This is a genomic window from Xanthomonas arboricola pv. juglandis, assembly GCF_001013475.1.
In the GTDB taxonomy this organism is placed as follows: Bacteria; Pseudomonadota; Gammaproteobacteria; order Xanthomonadales; family Xanthomonadaceae; genus Xanthomonas; species Xanthomonas arboricola.
Map to the genome: position 1 here is coordinate 766602 of NZ_JZEF01000001.1, position 16226 is coordinate 782827.

Sequence of the window (16226 nt, forward strand, 5' to 3'; positions counted from 1 at the left end):
ATGCAGTGCGAGATCGCAGGGTAGGCGGGGTGGGTCAGCCAGTCTCGGTCGAGATACCGCGGCCGGCGGCCGCGTAGCAGACACCGCGGCCAGTGACCGCGCAGCACGAGTGCACGGTGTGACTGCCCCCATGCGCGCGGCGTCGCCCACCGCGCGCGTACCCAACTCCGCACACAGGGGCGTCAGGCGGCACGCACGCGTCGGGCCGGCACCACGGCAGCGTGCAGCTGGAACACCGACACCGCATCGCGCAACTGCTGCGCCTGCTGTTCCATCGCCCGTGCAGCGGCGCTGGCTTCTTCCACCAGCGCGGCGTTCTGCTGGGTGGCCTGGTCCATCTGTGCGACGGTCTGGCCGACCTGTTCGATGCCCTGCGACTGCTGCTGCGAGGCGTCGCTGATCTCGTGCATGATCTCGGTGACGCTGCGCACCGAGTCGACGATGTCCTGCATGGTGCGACCGGCCTGGCTGACCAGCACATTGCCTTGCTCGACCCGGCACACCGAATCGTCGATCAGCTGCTTGATCTGCTTGGCCGCGCCGGCCGAGCGCTGCGCCAGCGTGCGCACTTCCGAGGCGACCACCGCAAAGCCGCGCCCCTGTTCGCCGGCGCGGGCCGCTTCCACTGCCGCGTTCAAGGCCAGGATATTGGTCTGGAACGCGATGCCGTCGATGACCGAGATGATGTCGGCGATCTTCTTGGACGCGGCCTGGATGCCGGCCATGGTGCCGACCACGTCGCCCACCACCGTGCCACCTTGCGAAGCCACCGCGGCGGCGCCGGTCACCAGCTCGCTGGCGCGCCGCGCGTGCGCGGCGTTGCTGCGCACGGTGGAGGTGAGCTCTTCCATCGCGGCGGCGGTTTCCTCCAGGTTGGCGGCCTGCTGCTCGGTGCGCTGCGACAGCTCCTGGTTGCCGGAGGCGATCTCGCTGGCGGCAGCGTTGATGGCATCGGTGGAGCGCTGGATGCGTCCGACGATATCGGCCAGCTGCGCCACGGTGGCATTGGCATCGTCACGCATCTGCGCGAACACGCCGTGGAAGTCGCCCTGCATGCGGGTGGTGAGGTCGCCTGCCGCGATGGCCTGCAGCACGCCGGACAACGCCCCCAGATTGCCGTCTGCGGTGGCCATCAGCTGGTTGAGGCTGTCGACCATGGCCAGGAAGTCGTGCTGGAAGCGCTGCGTATCGCCACGCACGCTGAAATCGCCGTTGGCGGCGGCCTGCGCCAGCAGCCTGATCTCGTTGTTCATTGCCGATAGGTTGGCCTTGACCGCATCCATGGTGTCGCTGAACACGGCTTTCTCGCCGGGCAGTCGGTCCATGTCCTGGCTCAGGTCGCCGATCGCATAGCGCGACATGATCTGGGCGAGTTTCATCTTCACTGCGATATGCGAGCCGACCAGGGCGTTGGTGTCGTGCACCATGCTGGCGTAGGCGCCCGGAAAGGCATCGGCGTCCATGCGGTAACTGATCTGGCCGGCATCGTGGCGTTGCGCCATCTCGCTCTGCGCGGCCAGCACGCGCTGCAGCTGCTCCTGCATCCGGCGCATGTTGTCGAGCAGCTGGCCGGTTTCATCGCGGCTGGGCGCGGCGATAGGCTCGCCGAGCTGGCCTTGGGCGATATTGGCCGCCACCGCAGCGGCGCGGCGCACATTGCGGGTCAGCCTGGACAGGGTGGACCAGCCCAGCGCCGCGATCAGCGCGGCCAGCAGCGACAGTCCGGCAATGGCCTGCCACATCGCGTTGCGGGCATCGGCCAGGTGACGTTCGGACTGGCGCTGCAAGGCCTGCAGCGAGACGCTGCCGAGCGCTTGCATGGCCTGGCCGAGCGCGTCCAGCGCAGCGTTCCACTGGAGATCGGCGCTGGCGTCGTTGCCGTCCAGCGCGGTGCCGAGTGCGGCCAGCGCCGCGTTCGCACGCGCGGTTTCGGCCTTGGCGGCATCGGCCAGCGCGGGGTCGGGCTGTTCCAGCAGGCCGATCGCCTTGTCCAGCTCGTGGCGGAAACGCCGGTGGCTGCGCGCCAGCTGGTTGAGCTGTTCGCGCAGCATGGCGCGGCTGCCGGTCGCCTGCGACGGGTCGCTGGCCGCATCCAGGCGGGTCAGCGACTCGGTGGCATCGGGGCTGTAGATCAGCGTGGCCACCACCAGGTGGTAGCTCTCGATATACGGGGTGTAGACCAGCTGGCTGTCGTCGCGCAGGGCATCGAGTGCGGCAAACGCCTGTTCGCTGACGGCGGCGTAGCCGTTTGCAGCGGCAGCGGCGACGTGGCGTTGCTGCAGGCCCAGCAGGGCCTTCTGGCTGCGTTCGAAGCCCGGCATGGTTGCCGTGGTGGCCAGCAGGCGCTGCAGATCGCGCTCGGCGCGCTCGGCCGCGGCGCGGGCGGTGCTGCCGCTGTCCACGTGGGCCGCGTGCAGATCGGTGATCAGCCCCAGCATCTGTTCGAGCGGCGCATAGCTGCGCAACTCGTTGCTGCTGATGGCCACACTTTCATTGAGCTTGCCGCTGTACAGCAGCACCGGAATGACCAGGCCGGCCAGCGCCAGCATCCCGATCACACCAAGCTTCCTGGCGATTGCCAGATCATCCCAGCGGCTGCTCCAGCGATGCGCAGAACGTGGGGCGGTCGGTGGCGACGGCACGGGCGAGGTGATCATGGATGCGTCTCATAGGCGTACGCAGCCTATCGGCCGATCACCGTTGTGCCTTGAGCCGGCCGGTGTCGCGCCGGCCGGCTCCATTCAGACTGTTGTGCCCGCTTGGCTCAGAACTCCTGCCAGCTGGTGTCGTTGCTGGGCGCGGTGGCGACCATGCGCGGCCTGGCCGCGGCGGTGCGTCCGGCCGCTGCCACCTTGGCCTTCAGCGCGGGAGTCACCACCGGGCGCGGCGGCACGGTGCGCACCGGTGCCTTGGCATAGGCATGGGCATCGGTCTTGAACACCGCAACGGCGTCGGTGAGCTGGGTGGCCTGGTCTTCCAGCGCCCGTGCGGCGGCAGTGGCTTCTTCCACCAGCGCGGCGTTCTGCTGGGTGGTCTCGTCCATCTGGGTGACGGTCTGGTTGACCTGCTCGATGCCCGAGGATTGCTCCTGCGAGGCGGCGGAGATCTCGCCCATGATGTCGGTGACCCGCTGCACGCTGGACACGATCTCGCCCATGGTCTTGCCGGCGCTGTGCACCAGCACCGACCCCTCGGAGACACGCTGCACCGAGTCGTCGATCAGCCCCTTGATCTCCCTGGCGGCCGCCGACGAGCGTTGCGCGAGCGTCCGCACTTCCGAGGCAACCACGGCAAAGCCGCGGCCCTGTTCGCCGGCACGCGCCGCTTCCACCGCCGCGTTCAAGGCCAGGATGTTGGTCTGGAACGAGATGCCGTCGATGACCGAGATGATGTCGGCGATCTTCTTGGAGGAGGCTTCGATCCCGCTCATGGTCTCGACCACCCTGCTGACGATCTCGCCGCCCTGCGAGGCCACACCAGCCGCGCCGATGGCGAGCTGGTTGGCCTGACGTGCGCTCTCGGCGTTCTGCTTGACGGTGGAGGTGAGCTCTTCCATCGAGGCAGCGGTTTCCTCCAGGTTGGCGGCCTGCTGTTCGGTGCGCTGCGACAGATCCTGGTTGCCGGCCGCGATCTCGCTGGCGGCGCCCTTGATCGACACCGCCGAGGCCTTGATGCCGCTGACGATCTCGGCCAGCTGCGTGGCCGTGGCGTTGGCATCGTCGCGCATCTGCGCGAACACGCCGCGGAAATCGCCGCTCATGCGCGCGGTGAGGTCGCCGGCGGCGATGGACTGCAGCAGGCTGGACAGCGACTGCAGATTGCCGTCGGCGGTGGACATCAGGTTGTTGAGGCTTTCCACCATCAGGCGGAAGTCGTACTGGAAGCGCTCGGCATCGCCGCGGGCACTGAAGTCGCCGTTGGCCGCCGACACGGCCAGATGCTTGATCTCGGTATTCATCGCGCCGAGATTGACCTTGACCTGGGCCATGGTCTCGCTGAGCACGGCCTTTTCGCCGGGCAGTTTCTCCATGTCCTCGGACAGGTCGCCGATCGCGTAGCGGCCCATGATCTGCGCCAGACGCAGCTTCACCGCGATGTGCGAGCCCACCAACGTATTGGTGTCATGCGCCATGCGGCCGTACTCGCCGGGGAAGGCGTCGGCATCGATACGGAAGCTGATCTGGCCATCGTCGTGGCGCTTGGCCATGTCGGTCTGGGCGGCGAGCAGGTTGCGCAACTGCAGCTGCATCTTGCTCATCGCCTTGAGCAGGCGGCCGCTTTCGTCGTTGAACTGGGTGTCGACGTCGTTGTCCAGCTTGCCGCCGGCAATCGATTCGGCCGCGCGGGTGGCCCGGCTCAGCGGCTGGGTCAGGCTGCGGGTGATCAGCAGGCCCAGCACGCCGCTCAGCAGCACCACCAGCAGGGAGCCGGCGATCAGCAGCTTGCGCGAGTCGTCCATGGATTGCAGCGCAACGGCGGAGGCCTCGGCCGACAGCGTGTTCTGCAGCGCGATGTTCTCGGCGATCTTGTCCTGCCACTGCTGCATCGCCGGTGCGGCCTTGGTCAGCAGCAAGGGCAGGGCCTCATCGCTATGGCCGGTCTGGACCAGGTCCATGACCTGGTCGTTCAATGCCTTGACCACGGCGCGGCGGCGATCGATTTCTGCGCGGATCTCCCGGCCCTGGTCAGACGGTGGAATCGTATACAGCGCTTCGCGTGCCTTGGAGTAGTCGGCGCGCGCAGCCTGGATGGTCTCGATAAACTTGAGATTATCTTCGCTGCTGGTTGGCAAAACCACATTGCGGATCTGCATCGCAATAATGTAGTTGGCATTCATCATGTCGTTGGACAGGCGAATCTTCACCATGTTCTGGTGCACCAGATCGTCGACCAGGGTGCGTGCCGAGCTCAGCCCGCGATAGCCGATAATGGCAATGAGGGCGGAGAGAACGATCAGCACGGCAAATGCCGCCGCCAGTCGGGGGCCGACGTTATAGCGTTGAAGAAATGCAGTCATGATCAATTCCCGGCAGGCGGTGCGCAATGGATGGGAGCGATCAGGTGACGCCGAACAGTGTCTGCGTCACATGTCGCTATTCGCAGTAACGGCGCACGACAGCATCGCTGAATACCTCGATATCAAAAAAATATATAACGCGGTCAGGCTTGTGAAAAATAATAAATCGCGAGAATGGAATTGATCGGTTTGTGTAATCGTTATCGGCGGGGGATGACGCCGAACTCGACAATAATCGTATTGCTACATAAATAAAAAGTTATTCGAATGCTGTTTTATTCTTTATCGGGTTGATGCGCCTTTTAAAAAGCGTGGCGCGGCATAAAAAAAGCCGCGCTCTGGAGAGCGCGGCTTGCGTTTGACGGCGGCCAGTGTGCGGCCGCTGCGGCGAGGCCTAAAACTCGGCCCAGTCCGATTCGTTGGACGGAGCCAACGCCACGGCAGCACGTGCCGCCGGCCTGGCGACCTGCGGCCTAGGCGCCGGTGCACTGGCGGCGGCAGGCCGCTTGGCAGCGAGTTGGCGCACCACCGGCGTGGCGCGGGTCACCGCTTCGAGCTCGGCTGACAGGCGGAACAGGGCGACCGCCTCGGTGAGCTGTTGCGCCTGTTCTTCCATCGACCGTGCGGCGGCGGTGGCTTCTTCCACCAGTGCGGCGTTCTGCTGGGTCGCCTCGTCCATCTGGGTGACGGTCTGGTTGACCTGCTCGATGCCGGCCGACTGTTCCTGCGAGGCGGCGGAGATCTCGCTCATGATGTCGGTGACGCGCTGCACCGAGGAGACGATCTCGCTCATGGTGCTGCCGGCCTGGTTCACCAGCGCCGAGCCTTCGGCCACCTTGCTGACCGAATCGTCGATCAGGCTCTTGATTTCCTTGGCGGCGCCGGCCGAACGCTGTGCCAACGTGCGCACCTCGGAGGCGACCACGGCAAAGCCACGGCCCTGTTCGCCGGCACGCGCCGCTTCCACCGCCGCGTTCAAGGCCAGGATATTGGTCTGGAAGGCGATGCCGTCGATGACCGAGATGATCTCGGCGATCTTCCTGGACGAGGTCTGGATGCCGGACATGGTGTCCACCACCTGGCTGACCACGGCGCCGCCGTGCGAGGCCACGTCGGCCGCACCAATGGCGAGCTGGTTGGCCTGGCGCGCATGCTCGGCGTTCTGCTTCACCGTGGAGGTGAGCTCTTCCATCGAGGCGGCGGTTTCTTCCAGGTTGGCGGCCTGCTGCTCGGTGCGCTGCGACAAGTCGTTGTTGCCGGCGGCGATTTCGCCGGCAGCGGTGTTGATGGCCAGCGTGGAGTGCTTGATGCGGCCGACGATATCGGTCAGGCGCTGGGTGGTGGCATTGGCATCGTCACGCAGGCGCGCGAACACGCCGTGGAACTGCCCGTCCATGCGTGCGGTCAGGTCGCCTTCGGCCACTGCGCCGAGCAGCTGCGACAGCTTGCCCAGATTGCGGTCGCTGACCTCCATCATCGAGTTCAGATCCGCCACCATCACCGCGAAGTCGTACTTGAAGCGCGCCGCATCGCCACGTGCGCTGAAGTCGCCGGCGGCTGCGGCCTGCGCCAGTTGCTTGATCTCGGTATTGATCGACAACAGGCTGGCCTTGGCCGCATCCATCGCTTCATGCAGGATCGCGCGGCTGGCCGGCAGGCGGCGTGCGTCCTGGGTCAGGTCGCCCTGTGCGTACTGGTTGAGGATGCGCACCGCGTCGGTGATGGCATCCAGATGCTCGAAGATCATCGTGTTGATGCCGCCGGCCAGCGTGCCGTACACGCCGGGGAAATCCTCCGGCATGCGGTGGGTGATGTCTTCGGCCGCATGCAGGTGCGACATGCGCGCAGTCTCGTCGCTGAAGCGGCGCAGCATCTGCGTCATGCCGCCGGTGGCCTCGAGCATCTGGCCGATCTCGTCGTTGCTGGTCTTGTGGACCTGCACGCTCAGGTCGCCGCGCGAGACCGCCTTGATGGCGCCCAGCGCCTTGGACAGCGGATTGGTGATGCTGCGTGCGATCAGCCAGCCAAAGGTTACCGACAGTGCCGCCATCAGCAGCGTGCCGAGCAGCAACACCGCGCTGGTCAGCTTGAACGAGGCGCTGCTGGCGGCAACCATGTTGGCCAGCGCGGTCGACTGCTCGGCATACATTTTGTCGATCGTCTCGAACAATTCCTTGCGAATGTCACCGGATTGCTTGTTTGCAAGCACTGCCGCCGCATAGTCGGGCTGCTTGTAGAGCGTACGCAGCGTCTTGTTGGCTTGAAAGTAGCTCGCGCTTTGTTCGGCAAGCTTGGTGTACGCGGCCTTGAGCGGCGACGCAGCGTCGATCTTCGCTGCCAGCGCCTTTTGTGTCTGCGCGTACTTGCCCTGGATATCATCCATGCGGGTGAGAAAGTAGGCATAGCGTTCCGGATCCTCGAGATTGACGAACTGACCGGATTCGTAGATACGGAATTCGCCACCGAAGGCACGCAGCTCCGAGAGTTTGCTCAGGATCGGGACGACATCCTCATTGATCAGCACTGCCTGCTGCTGCATCTGCCGCATGCGTGAATAGCCCAGGCCGCCCAGCAAGGCGGTGAGCACGGCGCTCAGGCAGAAGGCAACCATCAGTTTGCGGCGGATCGGCCAATCGTTGAACTTGTTCATCAGTGACTCCGGGACATTGCGCAGGGACGCTCTCCAGCACGCTAACGGCCGCCCGGGATGATTCTTTATTTTTGAAGGACGAACGGTAGGGCCGCCGGCCGGTGTGTGCGGCGATCAGCCGCCGGCAACGCGGCCGTGGCGGGCAGGGTGCGCACGCCGGTGGCGCTGAAGGTGCACGGGAGCCGCCCCGGTCAGGGCAGCGCCGCTGCACTCAGAAATCCTGCCACTGGCTGTCGTTGCCGGCGACACTGCCGGGCGACTTGCGGGTAGGGGGACGCGGCGGCATGGCAGCGCGCTTGCCGGCCGGTGTCCGTGTGGAGGGCGCAACCGGGCTGACGCCGGGTGTGGCGGCGGCAATCGCCGCCGGCCTGCCAACGTGGCCGAGCTTGAACACCGCCACCGCATCGGTCAGCTGGCCGGCCTGTTCTTCCATCGCGCGTGCCGCGGCGGTGGCTTCTTCCACCAGTGCCGCGTTCTGCTGGGTGGCTTCGTCCATCTGGGTGACGGTGAGGTTGACCTGCTCGATGCCGCTGGACTGCTCCTGCGAGGCGGCGGAGATCTCGCCCATGATGTCGGTCACGCGCTGCACGCTGGCCACGATCTCGGCCATGGTGGTGCCGGCCTGCTGCACCAGCGACGCGCCCTGCGCGACCTTGCCCACCGAGTCGTCGATCAGGTGCTTGATCTCCTTGGCCGCGCCGGCCGAGCGCTGCGCCAACGTGCGCACTTCGGTGGCGACCACGGCGAAACCACGGCCCTGTTCGCCGGCACGCGCCGCTTCCACCGCCGCGTTCAAGGCCAGGATATTGGTCTGGAAGGCGATGCCGTCGATCACGCTGATGATCTCGGCAATCTTCTTCGAGGAGATCTCGATGCCGGACATGGTGGTGACCACCTGCGCCACCACCGCGCCGCCATGCGAGGCGACATCGGCCGCGCCGATCGCCAGCTGGTTGGCCTGGCGCGCGTGCTCGGCGTTCTGCTTGACGGTGGAGGTGAGCTCCTCCATCGAGGCGGCGGTTTCCTCCAGGTTGGCGGCCTGTTGTTCGGTGCGTTGCGACAGGTCGCTGTTGCCGGCGGCAATCTCGCTGGCGGCCGCGTTGATCTGCGTGGCCGAGGTCTGGATGCCCGCCACGATGCCGGTCAGTTGCGCCACGGTGGCGTTGGCATCGTCGCGCATGCGGGCGAACACGCCCTGGAACTGTCCGTCCATGCGCACGGTGAGGTCGCCCTCGGCCAGCGCGCTGAGCAGGCTGGAAATACGTTCCAGGCCTTGCGAGGTGGTTTCCAGCAGGCCGTTGAGCTGACGGCCGAATTCCAGATAGAAGCCGTGCTTATCGTCCAATGCCAGGCGTTGGCCGAAGTCGCCCATCAGCGCCGACTGCACCAGCGCGGCGACCTCTGCCTGCGTGCTGACCTCGGCGCTGACATTGCGCCACAGCAGCATGCTGCCGCTGCGATGACCATCGGCGGCGTACAGCGGGGTCATGCTCAGATCCAGCGTCACCGGCCCGAAGGCGTAGCGCTCCAACGTGGTGGACTGCAGTTGCTGCAGGCGCTGCATGCGTGCCTTGCCGTCGGCATCGGTGCCGAACACATAGTCCAGCGGGTTGCCGACCACCGCATCGGCGCTGAAGCCCTGCTGGCCCTTGGCATGAAACGCCGCTTCGCTGCGCTTCAACGAGTTGTGCAGCGCCTGGGTGATGAACACCGCCGTGTGCTGCTCGTCGGCCAGCAGCACTTCCATCTCCGAATGTTCCAGCGCGGTGCGGATGCGCAGGTTCTCGTTGGCGATCTGCGCATCGCGTTCGATGCGCTGGCGCAGGTCGGTCTGCATGCGCTGCATGGCGCCCATCAGGCGGCCCACCTCGTCCTGGCGCTGCGCGGCGATCTGGTTGTCCAGCTTGCCGGAGGCAATGGCACCTGCCACCTTTGCAGCGGCATCCAGCGGGCCCACCACCTGACGGCGCAACAGTGCGAACAGCGCAACGCTGAGCACCAGCGCCGAGCCCAGGCCGACCGCCAGGATGGTCCACAACAGGCGATGTGCCTGCTGCATGATCGCCGCATACGGCACCACCACGCCCAGCGCAAAACGCTCCTGCGCGTGGCCGATCTGCAACGGCACATAGGCGCTGACCGTGCCGGCGGCGTCCGGCGTGAAGTCCAGATAGTCCTTGCCGGCCCTGGTGGCCTCCAGCATCGCGCGGTAGTCGGCACCGTCGGCCGGCTTGCCGATCCGCGCAGCGTCGCGCGAGGCCAGAATCACCCCGGCCGGCGAGATCAGCTCGACATAGCCATCGTCCATCGGGCGCAACGCGCTCAGGCGCTTCTGCAATGCTGCCAGGGCGAAATCCACCGACACCACGCCCACATAGTTGCCATGGTCCAGGATGGGCGTGGACAAGGTGGTCATCAGCACCGGCTTGCCGCCGATCTGGTAATCGTAGGGGCCGGCCACGATCTGCCGGCCCAGCTCGCGCGGTTTGAGGTACCAGTCGCCGTCGCCGGGCTTTTCGTAGCCGACCAACGGCTCGCGGATCAGCGACTGCCCGTTGTAGGCCCAGTAGGTCATGAAACGGCCGGTGTTGTCGTGACCCTGGGCATCGACATAGTCGCCGTCCTTGCCGTCGAAGGCCTGCGGTTCCCACAAGGTGCCCATGCCCACCCATTCGGGATGGTTCTGCAACGCGTCGTGCACGATCGCCGCCGCCGCCTCGCGGCTCACCCCGCCATGCGCACGCTGCGCCAGCAGGGCGCTGGCGAGCGACTGGCCGGTGGTGAATGCCTGTCCCAGCTCGCTGCCGATCTGCTCGGCCTGATAGCGCGCCGCGTTCTGCATCGTGGTCTGTGCCGAAGCGATCAACGCGCGACTGCTTTGCCAGTAGCTGATCGCCGCGGTCAGGCCGAAGCACAGCAATGCAGCGACCGCGGTGCCGAGCATCAGGCGGTACGCCAGACTGCCGCCGGAGCGGGATTGCGTGGGGGGCGAGGGCATGGGCGTGGCTTCGAAGTGAGGAGGTGGTACGGGAGAGCGATCTGGTGGCGATCAGCTGGCGACGCGCAGGGCCTCCGCGCGCGCGGCACCACGGCCGGGGCCGTGCTGCACGGGCGAGGCCGCGGTCACCCGGAAGCTGGACACCGCCTCGTCGAGCTGCTGCGCCTGCTGCTGCATGGCGTTGGCGGCGGCGGTGGCTTCTTCCACCAGCGCGGCGTTCTGCTGGGTGCTCTCGTCCATCTGGGTGACGGTGAGGTTGACCTGCTCGATGCCGGCCGATTGCTCCTGCGAGGCGGCAGAGATCTCGCTCATGATGTCGGTCACGCGCTGCACCGAGGACACGATCTCGGCCATGGTCTTGCCGGCCTGATCCACCAGCGCCGAGCCCTGCGCCACCTTGCCGACCGAGTCGTCGATCAGGTGCTTGATCTCCTTTGCCGCGCCGGCCGAGCGCTGCGCCAGCGTGCGCACCTCGGAGGCAACCACGGCGAAGCCGCGGCCCTGTTCGCCGGCACGGGCGGCTTCCACCGCCGCGTTCAAGGCCAGGATATTGGTCTGGAAGGCGATGCCATCGATGACCGAGATGATCTCGGCGATCTTCTTCGACGAGGTCTGGATGCCGGACATGGTGTCCACCACCTGGCTGACCACCTGGCCGCCTTGCGAGGCCACCGATGCGGCGCCGATTGCCAGCTGGTTGGCCTGGCGCGCGCTTTCGGCGTTCTGCCTGACCGTGGAGGTGAGCTCCTCCATCGAGGCGGCGGTTTCCTCCAGGTTGGCTGCCTGTTGTTCGGTGCGCTGCGACAGGTCGTTGTTGCCGGCGGCGATCTCGCTGGCCGACCCGGTGATGGCACCGGCAGCCTGCTGGATGCGCCCGACGATGCCGGCCAGCTGCGTGGCGGTGGTGTTGGCGTCATCGCGCATGCGGGCGAACACGCCGTGGAACTCACCGTCCAGGCGCGCGGTGAGGTCGCCCTCGGCCAGCGCGGCCAATAGCTCGGACAGCTTGCCCAGGTTGCGGTCGCTGACGTCCATCATCGCGTTGAGGTCGTTGATCATGCGCGCCGAGTCGTGCCTGAAACGCGTGGCATCGCCGCGCTGGCTGAAGTCGCCGTTGGCCGCAGCCTGGGCCAGCCGCTTGATCTCGGTGTTGATCGCCAGCAGGCTGGCCTTGGCCGCATCCATCGCTTCGTGCAGCACCGCCCGGGTACCGGGCAGGCGCGCGGCGTCGCGCGACAGATCGCCTTGCGCGTACTCGTTGAGGATGCCGATCGCATCGATGATGGCGTCCAGGTGTTCGAAGATCATCGTATTGATGCCGCCGGCCAGCTCGCCGTAGACACCGGGGAAATCGGTGGGCATGCGGTGGCCGACGTCTTCGCCGGCGTGCATGTGCACCATCACCTTGGTCTGCGCGGAGAAGCGCTCCAGCGTGTGCACCATGTCGTCGGTGGCCTTGAGCATCTGGCCGATTTCATCGCTGCCGTGCTGTGCGGTGCGCACGCTCAGGTCGCCACGCGCCACGCCCTTGATGGCGGCGAGCGCACGCGACACCGGCTCCAGGATCGAATTGCCGATCAGCCAGCCCACCAGCAGGTTGAGCAGCACCAGCACGCCGCCGGCCAGGGTGACGACGCCGGTGAAGGCCAGCGCCTGCGCCTGGGTGTCGTCCAGATACACGCCGGTGCCGATCACCCAGCCCCACGGCTTGTACAGCGCGGCGTACGAGGTCTTCTGCACCGGCTCCTTTTCGCCGGGTTTGGCCCAGGCGTAATCGACGTAGCCGCCGCCGGCCTGCGCCGCAGTGACGAAGGCCGGGAAAATGCGCTTGCCGTCCGGGCTCAGCACGTCGTTGAGCGGCTTGCCGTTGAGATCCGGGCGGATGGGGTGCATCAGCATCACCGGCGTCTGGTCGGTGACGTAGATGTAATCCACGCCGCCGCGTGCGCGCATGGTGGACAAGGTATGCAGCGCGGCTTTCTTGGCACTGTCCACGTCCATCTCGCCCTTCTCGGCGCGCTCGGCGTAGCCGTTGACCACCGCAATCGCCATCTCGATCTGGCTCTTGAGCCCATCGCGGCGCGTATCGGTGAGATCCACGTATTGCATGCGGGCGGCGATCACCGCCAGCGCGATGATGCCCAGCGCCACCAGCGCGGTCTGCGCCAGGAACTTGCGCTTGAGCGGAACGTTGGCCAGCGTGTTTGCAATCGTGGTCTTGAAGGTCATGGCAGGTATCCAGCAAAGGAATGTGACCGGGATAAGTCGAATAGCGACCTGATCCCCAAAATGTTGAGCACTGCGCGACAGCCGGTCCGACGGCGGCTTTTCAGCGGTTTTTGAGGTGGCGGTAGCTGTACGCCGGGCATGTCATCCGATTGCCGGGGCCGTGCGGCGATTGCGCGCACCCGCGCGGGCAGGGCAGGCGGCACCGGGATCAGCCGGGGCAGGGCAGGATGCACGCGCACCTGCACGGCAGGCCGCGTGGTTTGGCGCAGCGCCGGGCTGGCTAACCGGGAATGCTGCAACGCCGCTGCGGCTACCGGGCTCGCAGGGCGGGCAGTGCTCAGTTGCGTTGCGTGTTGCCCACGCTGGCCACCGACTGCTGCAGGGTCTGCAGTTCGGTCCACAGCAGGTGGCGCGTGTCGCCGGCATGGCCCAGCGACAGGGCCTGCGCAGACTGCAGGTCGCCATCGTGCAGGGCGCGATTGGCCTGCCGATGTTGCGCCAGGTACTGGCCCAACTGCTGCTGCACCAGCGCGAACTGGCGCGCCTGTTCGCCCTGCGGCGCGCTGGCCTGGACGTAGCCCGCATGCCGTGCAATGCGTTGACGCAGGTTGCCCAGGCGCTCGTCATAGGCCTCGATGCGGGCAGGGTCGTGCGCTGCGGCAAGCTGCGCCCGCTGGTCGTCGCGCAACTGCACCAGGTCGATGGCAAGCGACTGCAGCGCGTTCACCGGCACGTTGTCCAGCAGGACCGAGACCGGCGCGGCCGGTGCTGCGAAGGACGGCGGCAACGAGACGCTGGCAACCAGCAGCGCGGCGGCGCACACCGAGCCCAGCAGGTGGCGGACAGCGCGTGGTGAGGTGACGGTGGGCATGCGGACTTCCTTCGACGTGGCGCGGGCCAGGCAGCCCTCATTGCTCCCTGTATCGGCCGCCGCGGCGCGCGCTTGATCACCTTTCGACGGACGGCACGTTTGCGGGGGAAACGCAGGGGTATTGCGAAGGGTGTGCGTTTGTCGGTCGCTGCCAGATGGCAGAACGCCCCGGCAGGATCGGGGCGTGTTGAGCGTCATCGTCGTTGGCCCTGCGCGCGCGGGTAGGCGCTGCGCCGGACATGTTCCGACACGCCGGGGCAGCGGCTGCAGGCCGTGCGGCACGCGTCGCGGGCAGGTGCGCAATTGACGGGACTGTGCCGGGCACTGCGGTGCCTGGCAGAAATGAAAAGCCCCGGCATCGCTGCCAGGGCTTTGTCGTGACCGCACATAATCTGCGGTCTTTTCTCCCGCGGGAGAAGGAGCCACACCGCGCTTGTTGCGTGGCCTGGCGTGTTACGCGGCCTGCGGCACACGCAGCGAGCGCACCAGCCCGCCGATGTCCACGATCAGCGAGACCCGGCCATCGCCCAGGATGGTGGCGCCTGAGACACCCGGGATACGGCGGTAGTTGTTCTCGATGTTCTTGACCACGACCTGTTGCTGGCCGAGCAATTCATCCACTTCCAGCGCGATCTTCTGGCCGTCGCCTTCGACCACCACCACCAGCGGTTCCTGCGAGGACTGCTGCCCGCCGAAGCCGTAGTAGTCGGTAAGCGACAGGATCGGCAGGTACTCGCCGCGCACCCGCAGCACCCGACCATCGCCCGCCATCGAGCGGATGTCTTCCGGCGCCGGCTGCAGTGCCTCGAGCACGTAGGCCAGCGGCAGGATCAGGGTTTCGCCGGCGACCGAGACGGTCATGCCGTCCAGGATGGCCAGGGTCAGCGGCAGGCGGATCAGCACGCGGGTACCGCTGCCGGCGTTGCTTTCCAGCTGCACTTCGCCACCCAGGCCCTGGATGTTGCGGCGGACCACGTCCATGCCCACTCCACGACCGGACAGATCGGTCACCGCATCGGCGGTGGAGAAACCCGGTGCGAAGATCAGGTCCCACACCTGCGCGTCGGTCGGGTTGTCCGGCACGGCGATGCCGCGTTCGGCGGCTTTTTCCAGGATCTTGGCGCGATTGAGGCCGCGGCCGTCGTCGCTGACTTCGATCACGATGTGGCCGCCCTGGTGCGAGGCCGCCAGGGTGATCGTGCCGGTTTCGTCCTTGCCGGAGGCGCGACGCGCATCGGGCATTTCCAGGCCGTGGTCGATCGAGTTGCGCACCAGGTGCACCAACGGATCGGCAATCTTTTCGATCAGGCCCTTGTCCAGCTCGGTGCCTTCGCCGATGGTGCGCAGGCGCACCTGCTTGCCGAGGCGGCTGGAGAGGTCGCGGACCAGGCGCGGGAAGCGGCGGAACACCGCGTCCACCGGCAGCATGCGCACGCCGATGACCGCTTCCTGCAGGTCGCGGGTATTGCGTTCGAGCAGATCCAGGCCGGCGAACAGCTGTTCGGCATGCGCCGGATCCAGGCCGGTGGAGACCTGCTTGAGCATGGCCTGGGTGATGACCAGCTCGCCGACCAGATTGATCAGGGCATCGACCTTGTCGACGCTGACGCGGATCGAGGTTTCCGCTTCGGCCGCGGCGGCCTTGGCCGGCGTTGCAGCGGCGGCGGCAGGTTCGGCAGCGGCGGCAGGTGCCGCAGCGACGGCGACAGGCGCAGCGGCGGCTTCGACGGCCAGGCTCGGTGGCGGGCCGGGCACCGCCATCGGGCGGATGTCCAGCTCGCAATCGTCCACCACCCAGGCGAAGGTGTCTTCGATCTTGCTGCGCGGAATCTTGCCGATCAGGCCCAGATCCCAGGCCAGGTAGGCTTCCAGCGGGTCGATGTTCTCAAAGCCCGGCATGCGCTCCAGGCGCGCGGCAATCTGCAGCGGGCCCAGGTGCTCGAGCTCGCGGATGATGCGCAGCGGGTCGTTGCCGCTCATGAACAGCGACGGCGCCGGGGTGAAGCCGATATGCCAGGCTTCGGGTTCTTCTTCCTTCGGCTTGGCCACCGCCGCGGCGGTCGGCGCTTCGCCGGCCAGCACCGCGTTCAAACGGGTATGCACGGCCTTGACCGCGGCCGGGTCGGCCGGGGTGCCGTGTTCGGCTTCGCGCAGCAGTGCGCGCAGCACGTCGACCGAGCCGAGCATGGCATCGACCGCATTGGGCTCGAGCTGGCGCTTGTTGGAGCGCAACTCGTCCAGCAGCGTCTCCAGCACGTGGGTCAGGCCGGCGACCGCTTCGAAACCGAAGGTGGCAGCGCCGCCCTTGATCGAGTGCGCGGCGCGGAACACCGAGTTGATGATTTCCGGGTCGCGGTTGCCCTCTTCAAGGGACAACAGCCCGGCCTCCATCGCGTCCAGCCCTTCGCGGCTTTCCTCGAAAAAGGTGGCGTGGAAACGTTGCAGGTCCATGCTCATGGGC

Annotated in this window: 8 protein-coding genes; 1 reads left to right on the forward strand and 7 read right to left on the reverse strand. The window is 66.8% G+C overall.

The features are described 5' to 3' along the window. Positions 1-182: 182 nt before the first annotated feature. Together XARJCFBP2528_RS03110 and XARJCFBP2528_RS03115 are read right to left on the reverse strand one after the other, a co-directional pair. On the reverse strand, positions 183-2657 hold the full coding sequence (locus tag XARJCFBP2528_RS03110; RefSeq protein ID WP_016904919.1) for a methyl-accepting chemotaxis protein: 2475 nt from the start codon (positions 2655-2657) through the stop codon (positions 183-185). Between the two features lie 107 nt (positions 2658-2764). Continuing rightward, positions 2765-5017 carry a methyl-accepting chemotaxis protein gene (locus tag XARJCFBP2528_RS03115; RefSeq protein WP_047124462.1) on the reverse strand — a complete coding sequence of 751 codons (2253 nt, stop codon included), beginning with the start codon at positions 5015-5017 and terminating at the stop codon, positions 2765-2767. On the opposite strand from XARJCFBP2528_RS03115, the gene XARJCFBP2528_RS23165 reads away from it, so the two are divergent. Then, positions 5016-5201 carry a hypothetical protein gene (locus tag XARJCFBP2528_RS23165; RefSeq protein WP_144422078.1) on the forward strand — a complete coding sequence of 62 codons (186 nt, stop codon included), beginning with the start codon at positions 5016-5018 and terminating at the stop codon, positions 5199-5201. The two genes, XARJCFBP2528_RS03115 and XARJCFBP2528_RS23165, sit on opposite strands and share 2 nt — an antisense overlap. A gap of 210 nt (positions 5202-5411) precedes the next feature. Here XARJCFBP2528_RS23165 and XARJCFBP2528_RS03120 read toward each other — a convergent pair whose 3' ends face one another. The 5 genes from XARJCFBP2528_RS03120 to XARJCFBP2528_RS03140 all read right to left on the reverse strand — a co-directional run bounded on the left by XARJCFBP2528_RS03120 (position 5412) and on the right by XARJCFBP2528_RS03140 (position 16222). Further along, positions 5412-7667 (reverse strand): methyl-accepting chemotaxis protein, encoded by a 2256-nt coding sequence (locus XARJCFBP2528_RS03120; protein ID WP_016904873.1) that lies wholly within the window; start codon positions 7665-7667, stop codon positions 5412-5414. Between the two features lie 211 nt (positions 7668-7878). Beyond that, on the reverse strand, positions 7879-10665 hold the full coding sequence (locus XARJCFBP2528_RS03125) for a methyl-accepting chemotaxis protein (RefSeq protein ID WP_047124298.1): 2787 nt from the start codon (positions 10663-10665) through the stop codon (positions 7879-7881). A 51-nt stretch (positions 10666-10716) separates the two neighbouring features. Beyond that, complete coding sequence (locus XARJCFBP2528_RS03130; RefSeq protein ID WP_047124299.1) at positions 10717-12894, reverse strand: methyl-accepting chemotaxis protein; 2178 nt, start codon at positions 12892-12894, stop codon at positions 10717-10719. A gap of 337 nt (positions 12895-13231) precedes the next feature. Beyond that, on the reverse strand, positions 13232-13765 hold the full coding sequence (locus tag XARJCFBP2528_RS03135; protein WP_047124300.1) for a hypothetical protein: 534 nt from the start codon (positions 13763-13765) through the stop codon (positions 13232-13234). A gap of 453 nt (positions 13766-14218) precedes the next feature. Next, complete coding sequence (locus tag XARJCFBP2528_RS03140) at positions 14219-16222, reverse strand: chemotaxis protein CheA (protein ID WP_016904976.1); 2004 nt, start codon at positions 16220-16222, stop codon at positions 14219-14221. Between the last annotated feature and the right edge of the window lie 4 nt (positions 16223-16226).

Excerpts from the sequence above, each read along its gene's own strand:
- XARJCFBP2528_RS03110 (WP_016904919.1), bottom strand. The coding sequence starts at position 2,657 with ATGATCACCTCGCCCGTGCCGTCGCCACCGACCGCCCCACGTTCTGCG.
- XARJCFBP2528_RS23165 (WP_144422078.1), top strand. The coding sequence starts at position 5,016 with ATGATCAATTCCCGGCAGGCGGTGCGCAATGGATGGGAGCGATCAGGT.
- XARJCFBP2528_RS03115 (WP_047124462.1), bottom strand. The coding sequence starts at position 5,017 with ATGACTGCATTTCTTCAACGCTATAACGTCGGCCCCCGACTGGCGGCG.
- XARJCFBP2528_RS03120 (WP_016904873.1), bottom strand. The coding sequence starts at position 7,667 with ATGAACAAGTTCAACGATTGGCCGATCCGCCGCAAACTGATGGTTGCC.
- XARJCFBP2528_RS03125 (WP_047124298.1), bottom strand. The coding sequence starts at position 10,665 with ATGCCCTCGCCCCCCACGCAATCCCGCTCCGGCGGCAGTCTGGCGTAC.
- XARJCFBP2528_RS03130 (WP_047124299.1), bottom strand. The coding sequence starts at position 12,894 with ATGACCTTCAAGACCACGATTGCAAACACGCTGGCCAACGTTCCGCTC.
- XARJCFBP2528_RS03135 (WP_047124300.1), bottom strand. The coding sequence starts at position 13,765 with ATGCCCACCGTCACCTCACCACGCGCTGTCCGCCACCTGCTGGGCTCG.
- XARJCFBP2528_RS03140 (WP_016904976.1), bottom strand. The coding sequence starts at position 16,222 with ATGAGCATGGACCTGCAACGTTTCCACGCCACCTTTTTCGAGGAAAGC.